At 48.6% G+C, this 10,577-nt stretch carries 10 protein-coding genes; 6 read left to right on the forward strand and 4 right to left on the reverse strand.

What is annotated here, in order from left to right; translation table 11 throughout:
- A partial coding sequence (locus BM101_RS14595; RefSeq protein ID WP_177194530.1) for a transketolase-like TK C-terminal-containing protein occupies window positions 1-174 on the forward strand: 174 nt, incomplete at its 5' end.
- A 122-nt stretch (window positions 175-296) separates the two neighbouring features.
- On the forward strand, window positions 297-1,325 hold the full coding sequence (locus tag BM101_RS13300; RefSeq protein WP_087034167.1) for a hypothetical protein: 1,029 nt from the start codon (window positions 297-299) through the stop codon (window positions 1,323-1,325).
- Between the two features lie 72 nt (window positions 1,326-1,397).
- On the opposite strand, the gene BM101_RS13305 is transcribed toward BM101_RS13300, so the two are convergent.
- Window positions 1,398-1,772: a YkvA family protein gene (locus BM101_RS13305; protein ID WP_087034166.1), complete on the reverse strand. Its 375-nt coding sequence runs from the start codon at window positions 1,770-1,772 to the stop codon at window positions 1,398-1,400.
- A 174-nt stretch (window positions 1,773-1,946) separates the two neighbouring features.
- Between BM101_RS13305 and BM101_RS13310 the strand changes: the two genes are divergently transcribed.
- Genes BM101_RS13310 through BM101_RS13320 form a run of 3 tightly spaced genes read left to right on the forward strand, consistent with a single transcriptional unit; the run spans window position 1,947 to window position 5,560 of the window.
- Window positions 1,947-3,461 (forward strand): multicopper oxidase family protein, encoded by a 1,515-nt coding sequence (locus tag BM101_RS13310; RefSeq protein WP_245825842.1) that lies wholly within the window; start codon window positions 1,947-1,949, stop codon window positions 3,459-3,461.
- Window positions 3,462-3,494: 33 nt separating this feature from the next.
- On the forward strand, window positions 3,495-4,178 hold the full coding sequence (locus BM101_RS13315) for a response regulator transcription factor (protein ID WP_087034165.1): 684 nt from the start codon (window positions 3,495-3,497) through the stop codon (window positions 4,176-4,178).
- Window positions 4,175-5,560 (forward strand): sensor histidine kinase, encoded by a 1,386-nt coding sequence (locus BM101_RS13320; RefSeq protein ID WP_087034164.1) that lies wholly within the window; start codon window positions 4,175-4,177, stop codon window positions 5,558-5,560. The genes BM101_RS13315 and BM101_RS13320 overlap by 4 nt, the downstream gene beginning before the upstream one ends.
- A 452-nt stretch (window positions 5,561-6,012) precedes the next feature.
- Here the strand turns inward: BM101_RS13320 and BM101_RS13325 are convergent, their stop codons facing one another.
- The 3 genes from BM101_RS13325 to BM101_RS13335 all read right to left on the reverse strand — a co-directional run bounded on the left by BM101_RS13325 (window position 6,013) and on the right by BM101_RS13335 (window position 9,832).
- A complete protein-coding gene (locus BM101_RS13325) occupies window positions 6,013-6,252 on the reverse strand; it encodes an SHOCT domain-containing protein (protein WP_087034163.1) in 240 nt (79 codons plus the stop codon).
- 129 nt (window positions 6,253-6,381) lie between these two features.
- Window positions 6,382-8,577 (reverse strand): copper-translocating P-type ATPase, encoded by a 2,196-nt coding sequence (locus BM101_RS13330; RefSeq protein WP_245825833.1) that lies wholly within the window; start codon window positions 8,575-8,577, stop codon window positions 6,382-6,384.
- A gap of 157 nt (window positions 8,578-8,734) precedes the next feature.
- Window positions 8,735-9,832 carry an RNA-guided endonuclease InsQ/TnpB family protein gene (locus BM101_RS13335; RefSeq protein WP_087034162.1) on the reverse strand — a complete coding sequence of 366 codons (1,098 nt, stop codon included), beginning with the start codon at window positions 9,830-9,832 and terminating at the stop codon, window positions 8,735-8,737.
- Between the two features lie 339 nt (window positions 9,833-10,171).
- Between BM101_RS13335 and BM101_RS13340 the strand changes: the two genes are divergently transcribed.
- The coding region (locus tag BM101_RS13340) for a family 1 glycosylhydrolase (RefSeq protein WP_143084478.1) at window positions 10,172-10,577 on the forward strand (406 nt) is incomplete at its 3' end.

The raw sequence follows: 10,577 nt of genomic DNA on the forward strand, positions 1-10,577 counted from the left end.
ATGTCCATCGAAATGGGCGCAACATTCGGTTGGGAACGTTATGTAGGCTTGGATGGCTTGGCTTACGGCATCGACACCTATGGTGCCAGCGGAAACGGCGATGTTGTCATGGCTGAATATGGCTTCACTACTGAAAAAGTGGTTGCAGCATACAAAGTAAAATTCGGAAAGTAACCCAACGAATGCCGAAGCTAAAAAATAGTTCCTATGAAAGCAATAAACAGAGATGTTTTCAAAATAAGCCAGTCTGATCTGCAGCAATTCCTGCTGCATAAATGATGAAGGGAGCACGGATGATGAAAATAACAAAAAAGAAATTGGATGATATGTACCGAAGCTATTGCGCTAGCTACATCACTATCGGAGGCGAAACGTGTGCTTTAATCGCCAGTGAAGAACAAGGATACCCTTGTTATATGTACTCGGGCAAAGACTTCGAAAAGAGAGAGACGGTTTGGGAAAACGGTGGAGGGTGCATGTCCATCATCCCTATCCCAAACAAGAACAATGAATTTTTGGCCATCGTTGATTTTTACTTGAAGGTCAGCCCAAGCAAAGCGAAAGTTGTTTGGGGCAAATACGATCCAGAAACAGGCTGGGAAATAAAGGATGTACTCTATTTGCCTTATCTGCACCGTTTTGATATCTACGATGTGGAGGGTGTGAACTATTTTGTCGGCGCCACCATAGCGGATGACAAAGATTTCAAAGACGATTGGTCAAGAGCGGGGAGCATCTATTATGGCGTACTGCCCGAGAACCCTACTGACGGTGTCGAACTGAAGGTTTTGGGGAAAGGCTATTTCCGTAACCATGGCTATTACAAGGATTATGAAGATAATAAACCGGTCGGCTACTTCACAAGTGATCAAGGAATCATCAAAGTAACGCCTTTCGCCGAAAAGGCATGGGAAATCGAACAGATTCTGGACACTCCGATAGGCGAAGTTGCCCTTCTGGATATTGACTCCGATGGTGTGAAAGAAATGATAACCATTGAACCATTCCATGGCGACAGCATCAAAATCTATAAGCAAACCGAGTCTGGTTACGAGGCTGTATATGAATACCCTTATAAAATTGATTTTGCCCATACCTTGGTGGGGACGACGCTTAGAGGCGTCCCTAGTTTCGTGGGAGGAATCAGAAGGGAAAACAGCGACCTGTTTTATATCCAATACGTAGATGATGAATTCAAGACCGAAATCATCGACAAGGATTGCGGGCCATCGAATATCATGGTTGTGAACGAGGCAGACAGAGATGTGATCATATCAGCGAACCATACCGGCAATGAAGCTGCGGTATATATAGTAGAAGATTAATCTATAGGCAACAAACAGGACATCCCACACAGCTGGGATGTCCTGTTTGTCATTTGAAGGAAGAGTGATTTACTACAGGATAAATTTCTGGGCGACGTAAAAAAATGAAACTGCCCAAAGGGATGCGATAAAGGCACCGCCGATAAGCTTGTATTTCTTTTCGATGATGATTCCTTCTGCCGCTTTGGCTTTGCTCTCCGCCCAGACATGGTCAGGAATCATCTTGATCCCGACGTAAATCATCAGCGGCAGGAGGATGGCGTCATCCAAATAGCCGATAACGGGGATGAAGTCAGGAATCAGATCGATGGGACTCAATGCATAGAGCAAAATAAGCAGCAGGAAGGCTTTCTTATACCAAGCCACTTCGTCGCTTCGGTAGGCCAAAAAGACCGCGCCGACTTGGAGTTTCAGTGCCTTGGCCAGTTGTTCCAATTTTTTCTTCATTTATTTTTTTCTCCTTATTAAACGGGATATCGTTTGGTCCAGATTGCGGCAATAGTCCCATTATAGTTGGAAACGCCGATTTTGCAAGTGAAGGAGGTTCATTCACCTGTTCTACACATTGGGGATGTATAATGAAGTCAGAAAAACAGTCGGATCGGAAAGGAAGGGATTTCCATGAGAAAAAGAACGACGATGATTGCCGCTCTTGTCTTTGCCGTCGCCCTTTTAATCGTTGCATCAGTCTATCTTTTTTCAAATATGTTCAATAGAAATGACAGCCAAGTGACCATGCCGTATCAAAATACAGGCCAAGCGGATGTCGGTGGTTTTTCAGGCATGGGACATATGGGCGGGACGAATACCGTGAAATTGGTGGATGCCGCAACCGCCATGACGAAACTGAAACTTCCGGAAATGTTGGCGGCCGATTCCGAAACCGCTACGGAAATCACCTACACTGTAACGGCCCAAGTCGGTGAGACGGCATTTAAAGCAGGCGGAAAGACGCGGACAATCGGGTACAACGGCTCCTACTTAGGCCCCGTTCTGATGGTTCGCGAAGGGCAAACGGTCCACATCAACATCGGGAATCAGCTGTCGGAGGCAACCTCATTCCATTGGCACGGACTGAAGGTCCCTTCCGATGTCGATGGCGGCCCGCATTCGGCGGTGGCGCCGAATGGCACTGCCCAAGTGGACTTCACGGTGAAGCAGGAAGCCGCCACGCTTTGGTTCCATCCGCATGCATTGGGGACGACCGCTCGACAAATCTACTATGGTCTGGCAGGTTTGATCTATATCGAAGACGAACATTCGGACAGCTTGGATTTGCCGAAAGACTACGGCGTCAATGATTTCCCGCTTGTCTTACAGGACCGGACCTTTGATGCGGATAACCAATTCGACTATGCCCACACATACAGCGCTGACGGGACTTTTGGGGACACCCTGTTGGTGAACGGGACGATCAATCCTTACATTGAGGTCAAAAATGAAAAGATCCGTTTGCGTTTGGTGAACGGGTCGAACGCCCGCAACTATCGTTTTAGCCTGAACGACCAGGCTACCTTTTATCAAATCGCCAGCGACGGCGGTTTTCTGGAAAGTCCGGTTGCGATGGCTGCGCTCGCTTTGTCGCCGGGGGAGCGCGCTGAAATTGTCGTCGATATGAGCCTCCACCAAAAAGGGGACACACTGAAACTGATGGATGGCTCCGCAACGGTATTGGCGTTGAAAGTGACGGAAGAGATTACCGGCCAAACTAGCCTCCCCGAACAATTGAACACGATACCCGAGGCCGAAGATGCCGCGCAATTGGAAGTGAAGCGTTTCACGCTCAGCGGGATGGGATTCATGGTCGCCATCAACGGGAAACAATTTGATATGGACCGAATCGACGTTGAACAGGATTTAAACAAAAAAGTGATTTGGGAAGTCTACAACGCTCCCGATATGATGGGCGGCATGCTCCACCCCTTCCATGTCCACGGGGTGCAGTTCAAGGTTCTGTCGCGGAACGGAGCAGCGCCGCCGCTCAATGAACAGGGCTGGAAGGATACGATTGCCATCAATCCCGGTGAAACGGTCCGTTTGGAGATAGAATTCCCCGAAAAGGGCGTCTTCATGTACCATTGCCACATTCTGGAACATGAGGACATTGGCATGATGGGCCAAGTTAGCGTAGAATAATAGTCAAATAAGAAGGCGTTTGGGGGGATATGTTTGAAAATATTGATTGTTGATGATGAACCGAACATTTTGGATATCGTTGAAGCGTACCTGGTTGCCCAAAAATACCACGTCATGCGGGCGGAAACAGGGAAGGAAGCCATGGACAAATTCCGATCCTTCCAACCGGATCTCTTGGTGCTGGATCTGATGCTCCCGGACATGACCGGTCTGGAAATCTGCGAGGAAATCCGGAAAAAGTCGCAGGTGCCGATCATCATGTTGACGGCGAAATCATCCGAAAATGATATCTTAACCGGGTTGAGGATCGGAGCGGACGATTATCTGGTCAAACCGTTCAGCCCGAAAGAATTGGTTGCGCGCGTGGAGACCGTGCTGAGGCGCTATACGCCGCCTGGAAATGACGAAAAATGGATATTTGACGGCGGTAAATTGGTCATCCACCCGCAGACGAAGCAAGTCTTTTTAAACCAGGAAGAGGTCGCCTTGACGGCCACGGAATTCGGGCTGTTGGCTTTGCTGGCAGGACACCCCAATCAATTGTTTTCCAGGGACCAACTGCTTGACCGCATCAAAGGCATCGAATTCGAGGGGTTGGACCGCGTCATCGACACGCATATCAAGAATCTGAGACAGAAAGTGGAAGGAAATCCGAAAACACCCCACTATATTTTGACCGTCCGGGGCAGCGGGTACCGATTTGGAGGAGAAAAATGAAACGGACCATAGGCTGGCAGCTGATTTTTTCTTTCCTGGCCATTTCCGTCGTGAGTGTCGGACTGTTCGGCTGGTTGAGCATGCGGATCATGAACGATCATTTTAAGGCGTATGTCAGCCTCCGTCAGACCGAAGAAATCACGGCCTTTACGGGACAGTTGGAACAGGCATTTGCCGGAGGGGGTAGTTGGGACAAAACGGTCCTTTCAACCATTGGGACTGACGCGCTGAAATCAAACATCATCCTGAAAGTATATGACGCTGGCGGGCAACTCATCTGGGCTCCTTCCGCTGAAGAAGAGAAAACCCTGCAACAGACGGGTTCCCATATGATGCAAATGAACGACATGATGGGCGGTGAGGAGAGCGGCTATACCCTGGCGACCACAAAGCTTTATGACGGCGGCAAGGAAATCGGCAGCCTCGCAATCGGGACGATAGGCCCTTACGCCTACACCGAACACGACAGGCAGTTCATGACGGATGTGAAAAATAATTTCCTGATCGTCGCTTTGCTTACCTTGGTATTGTCAATCCTTTTTGCCGGATGGGTTGCCCGGCAGCTGAGCAGGCCGGTCGTCAAGGTCAGTGATTTCACGAAAGAAATCGCCAAAGGAAACTATGCGGATCAAGTGCCGCAGGAAACCAAAATCGTTGAAATCGATGAACTGATCCATTCCGTCAATCAACTTTCCCATCAGCTGGAGGACCAGCAGGCCATCCGCAATCGCCTGTCCTCGGATATTTCCCATGAAATCAGGACGCCGCTCACGACCTTGAAAGGGAATCTGGAAGCGATGCTGGATGGCATCTGGGAAATAACGGAGAATCGGCTGCGCATCTGCTACGATGAGGTGAACCGCATTTCACGGCTGATTGGGGACATCGACAGAATCAATGAAATCGAAAGCCACCATGAAAAATTGACGATCAGCTCCTTCGACTTGCAAGAACTTTCAAAAAAAATCATGACGAACTTCGCCTCCGCCGTCGGGCAAAAAAATATCGCCTTATCCGTCAGTGGGGAAAGGGTGATGATTGCGGCCGACAGGGATAAAATCAGCCAAGTATTGACCAATCTCCTGTCCAATGCAATCAAATTCACGCCGGAAAATGGGGAAATCGAAATTGAGACCCGCAAGCAAGGCGAGCAAGCGATTTTGAAAGTATCCGACAACGGAATCGGGATCTCCCTGGACGATCAGGAGAAAATCTTTGAACGTTTCTATATGACGGAGCCTTCTCGCAACAGCAAATTGGGCGGGCAGGGCATCGGGTTGGCCATCGTGAAAAGCATCGTCAAGAAACATAAAGGGACGGTAAGGGTTGAGAGCGATCCCGGTAAAGGGGCCACTTTCATCGTCAGTCTGCCCCTGGAATAACCGGGAAAAATGTGATGAAATTCGGGTCAGCATTTTTGGAACTGGTTAAGAAACGTCAGAACTCTACAAAAAGGGGCTGTCTCATATCGAGATAGCCCCATTCTTGCGTTTTGTTGGGTACGGAGGATTGTGTAGTTCCGATCGGCATAACCCGCCGAAAGCGGTCCGGCGGGTTAAAATACAGCGTTCTCCACAGAATAACCCGCCGAAGGTTCGATGGAAGGTTATTATCGCGATGGAGCAAACAAAAAAACCGTCGCCGACTTTTCGGAAGGTTTTTCCGACAGTATCTGCGCCAAATACCCCGCCGCGATCCCCGATCCGTTGGCGACCGAAAACAGAGAATGCAGGAATTCTCGAATGGAACATTCCTGAATAACCTGGCTTAGAAATCTGAAAATAGCAAAAAAGACTTGCCTCAATCAGAGACAGCCCCTTTTGAATGCAAGTGTCTACAGGAGTTTCTTTTTACTTTCGAATTCTTCTTCGGTTATGTTTCCTTTGGCCAACTCTTTCTTCAAGATGTCCAAAGCCGTCTCTTCAGTGGAAGCTTTGGTTATATTTCTGGTACTGGATGAGAGCTTCACCAAAAGGTAAACAACCAAAATGATCAAGGCTATCCAAAAGATGCCCATGAACATCATGCCGCCCATTCCGAATCCCCCAAAGTATTGAAAGCATCTGCTGAACATAGAAATTCCCCCTTCTGTTTTCTGTAATCCTATCATAATGCCGATTTGTGTGGTTTGGATGTAGGATGTATGCTGCGGAAATATTTTTCATGACTACTTTTGCTGTGTGACTGCAAAAGCGGAACGTAATCAGTCTATCTTCAAAAGGCGGGCGTTGATAGCCGTTATGATGGTGCTGACGGACATGACTGCAGCACCGATGGCCGGGGTGATGACGATGCCTTGGTTGGCGAAGATGCCTGCCGCCAAAGGGATGGCGATTACGTTGTATCCAACTGCCCAAATCAGGTTTTCTACCGTTTTGCGATAGGTCGCTTTCGACAGCTTGATGATGTTCAATACATCTTCGGGATTGCTGTTCACAAGTATCACGTCGGCGATCTCGATGGCAACATCCGTTCCGGCGCCTATAGCAATGCCCAAATCGGCTTCGGCCAGTGCCGGTGCATCATTGATGCCATCACCGACCATGGCCACTTTTTTGTTGCCGGCCTTGAGTTCTTTTACGTGTCTGGATTTTTCATCGGGAAGGACTTCAGCAAACACCTCGGCCAATCCCAATTTTTCGCCGACATAATTGGCTACCCGGCTATTGTCGCCGGTCATCATGATGGATTCGATCCCTTGTTCTTTCAGTGCGGCCACAACCGCATAAGCGGAGTCGCGGATGATGTCGGCGATGGCTATCATCCCTTGTAGGACATCTTCCTTCAGGACAAAGACGACCGTTTTCCCTTGTTGTGCCAACGCCTCGAATTTCGCGTGGTCATAGGCAATGCCGCGTTCTTCCATCGCTCCCGGGCTGAGGACGGTAATGCATTCGCCTCTGATGAGAGCCTGCAAGCCTTGCCCGGTAAAATTTTGATAACCCTTCACTTCCAAAAGCGAAACGTTCTCCACTTGCCCTTTGCGGACAATCCCCCTGGCAATCGGATGTTCGGATTGGCTTTCGACGGAATAGGCCAAAGTCAATAGATCCCTCTCCGCTACACCGTCTGCAGGGAGCAGATCGGTCACGCCGAAATTCCCTTCCGTCAGGGTTCCGGTTTTGTCGAAAACGATGCGGTTCAGTTTGCGGGCGTCTTCAAATTGATTCCGGTTGCGGATCAACAAACCTTTTCTGGCGGCGATGGAGGTTGAAACAGCATTCACGAGCGGCACCGCCAAGCCGAGCGCGTGCGGACAAGCGATGACCAATACGGTCACCATCCGTTCCAACGCAAAAGGCAGATCCGCTGCGAATGACCAATAAACGAAGGTCAGGATTCCGGCGACGACGGCGATATAGAAAAGCCATTTGGCCGCTTTGTCAGCCAAGCTTTGGGTTTTGGATTTTTGTTGCTGGGCGTCCTGGACCAACTGGGTGACCTGAGCCAAATAGGTCTCGCCGCCGATTTTCTCGACGGATAGCTTCAAAACGCCGCTGCCGTTGATGGAACCGCCGATTGCCTGCATACCGGGCTGCTTTTCAACGGGAACGGATTCGCCGGTCAGCATCGATTCATCGACTGTGGATGTACCTTCAAAGATTCTGCCGTCCAACGGTATCTTTTCGCCTGATTTCACCAGGATGCGGTCGCCGGGGACTAGGTCTTCGATGCTCACCTCAACCGTGTTGCCGGTTGCATCAAGTTTGTGTGCCTCTTTCGGCATTAATTTGATCAATTCTTCCAAAGCTTTGGATGCACCCATCTGCGATTTCATTTCGATCCAGTGACCCAGCAACATGATGAGGATCAGCGTAGCCAATTCAAAGAAAAAGTCGGATCCCACGATGAAGAAAGCGGTGAAGCTGCTGTAGATATACGCGGAGATGATTGCCAAGGAAATCAGCATCATCATGCCGGGCATTTTGGCTTTCCATTCATCCCGGGCGCCTTTCAGGAACGGTTTCCCGCCGTAGAAAAAGACGATGGATGACAACACGAATACGATGATATTTTCCCCTGGAACAGCGAGATGGTAGCCGAACAGCATCATGATCATCGGCGACAGAAGGGTTATCGGAATGGTCAACGCCAATGTGATCCAGAAACGTTTTTTGAAATCGGCTACCATGTGTTCGTGGTGGACCGCATGGCCTTCGGAACCGTGGCCCATCTGTTCATGGTTGTGACCTTCAGGATGAGGCGATTCGTGTTCTCCATGGCTATGTCCGCCGTGCTGAGAATGCTCAGTCCCTTGATGTTGGTGGGAACTGTGGTCCATATGACTGTGATCCATAGCCGAATCGGGAGATGCGGCATTCTCCGTTTGGATGTGTCCGGGTTTTGGTTCTGTGGGTGTGGTTGGTTTCATGTGATGGGAATGGTTGTGTTCGTCCATGTCAATCGCTCCGTTGCCATAAATCTATCTGAATCTAGTTTATGTTTGCTTCCCTGTTCTTCGTGTCCAATTTTGTCCTTGCGGACTACTCTTGTTTGATATAACACTCCGAGGGCGTAAATTCCGATGCAACGAATCGTACACATCTAAGCTACCGTTAGACTGCTTGGTAGTCCCTCAGATTGTAGCTTGCGTTCAGATCCCTATCGCAATGGTGGCCGCAGGTGCAGTGATAGACCCTGTCTCTGAGTTTCAGGTCCTTTTTGAGGGTTCCGCAGTTGTTGCACAACTTGGAACTTGGGTACCACTTGTCCGCTTCCACAAAGTCAATGCCATACCGTTCGCATTTGTATTGCAGGCATTGTTTGAAGAAATAGAGTTTCTGATTTGCAATCGCCTTAGCCAAATGCTTATTCTTCATCATGCCGCTGATATTCAGCATTTCCATCACAATGCGGGAGGGTTTGGATTTCACGATCTCCGCCGTTGCTTGATGGACATGATTGGTTCGGATGTTGGCTAAGCGTCGGTGCTGCTTTCGGATTTCACCTTCTAGTTTTAGGAGATTTTTAGATTTAGGCGTTCCTTTCTTGTATTTTTTACTTGCACGCCGCTGCAATCTCTTGAGGCGTTTCTCCGCTTTCCTCACGGAGGCTGTCTTGTTTATGTTTTCATAGAACACATCATCGGAGGTGACAGCCAACTCCTTGATGCCGACGTCAACGCCGACACTCCGATTGTCCAGTTCAACTTTTTCCGGGGTCACCTCGACCCCGACCGTCAGGTACCAATATTTGCCGTCGAATTTGATACGCGGGTTATAGTATTTACAGCCCATGGGCAAAGGTTCATTGGTCTTCACCCAACCGATTTTTTCCAACAGGACAAGGTTGCCCTTCACTTTCAGCTTGACGCAGTCATTGTAGAAACTCGGTGTGGTCCGGCGTTTGGTCTTGAATCTGGGATGTTTGGCTTGCCCATTGAAGAAGGCTTTGAACGCAGCACAAGCATCTTTGACCGCCTGTTTGACGACATTGTTGGAAACCTCGTTCAGCCAAGCGTATTTCTTCCGTTTCTTCATTTTGGTGATGTGCTTGCGCAAGTCATTGTCGCTGATGAACTTCCCGCCGAAACGATGATTCATTTCCTGCATCCGGAGGGTGTAGTTGTAGGCCCAACGGGCAACGCCGGCTGATTGGTAGAGTTTGGAAAGTTCGTCTGTCAAAATCAAACGAACTTTCTTTGTTAGTATCATCTCTCATCATCCTTTTCTATAGACAAAGTATAAGAGGACATGGAATCAAAAACAAAAGGGTTGAATACATTTGAGCAGATTTCTGTTAACTTTTAAAAGCCTCCAATAACTTTTCCATAAGTGCTGAACGTAATGCGTTTATATTTGTAACCGAATCTACAAAAAAAGCTTACTGGTTTTCGGAAACGGCGTCATTTGCTATGCAAAAATAGGCGGAAGGGATCGGATTTCTTATGTATATCATAACAGAACAACATGGCGGAATGAAAAGGATTACAATTGTAGGCCGTTTATTGTAGAATAGAGACTATAAAACGCTTTCGAAAGGGATGGAAGACTTTGACAGAATTGAAATTTCCAGAAAACTTCCTATGGGGTGGCGCAACTGCGGCTAATCAATATGAAGGAGCCTTTGATGCTGACGGCAAAGGCTTGTCTGTTCAGGATGTAACACCAAAAGGCGGTTTTGGCGGGCTGATCACTGACGGACCGACACCTGACAACATGAAATTGGTAGGGATCGACTTCTATCACCGTTACAAAGAGGACGTGAAGCTGTTTGCCGAAATGGGCTTCAAAACCTATCGTACCTCCATTGCCTGGACGCGCATTTTTCCGAATGGGGATGAAACGGAGCCGAACGAAGCCGGCCTGCAATTCTATGACGACCTGTTCGATGAACTGCTGAAATACGGCATTGAACCGCTCATCACCTTGTCCCATTACGAAACACCGCTGCATCTTT

Origin of the sequence: Trichococcus palustris, assembly GCF_900114465.1 — a bacterium.
Lineage (GTDB): Bacteria > Bacillota > Bacilli > Lactobacillales > Aerococcaceae > Trichococcus > Trichococcus palustris.

Excerpts from the sequence above, each read along its gene's own strand:
- BM101_RS13335 (WP_087034162.1), bottom strand. The coding sequence starts at position 9,832 with ATGATACTAACAAAGAAAGTTCGTTTGATTTTGACAGACGAACTTTCC.
- BM101_RS13320 (WP_087034164.1), top strand. The coding sequence starts at position 4,175 with ATGAAACGGACCATAGGCTGGCAGCTGATTTTTTCTTTCCTGGCCATT.
- BM101_RS13310 (WP_245825842.1), top strand. The coding sequence starts at position 1,947 with ATGAGAAAAAGAACGACGATGATTGCCGCTCTTGTCTTTGCCGTCGCC.
- BM101_RS13330 (WP_245825833.1), bottom strand. The coding sequence starts at position 8,577 with ATGGACGAACACAACCATTCCCATCACATGAAACCAACCACACCCACA.
- BM101_RS13300 (WP_087034167.1), top strand. The coding sequence starts at position 297 with ATGAAAATAACAAAAAAGAAATTGGATGATATGTACCGAAGCTATTGC.
- BM101_RS13325 (WP_087034163.1), bottom strand. The coding sequence starts at position 6,252 with ATGTTCAGCAGATGCTTTCAATACTTTGGGGGATTCGGAATGGGCGGC.
- BM101_RS13305 (WP_087034166.1), bottom strand. The coding sequence starts at position 1,772 with ATGAAGAAAAAATTGGAACAACTGGCCAAGGCACTGAAACTCCAAGTC.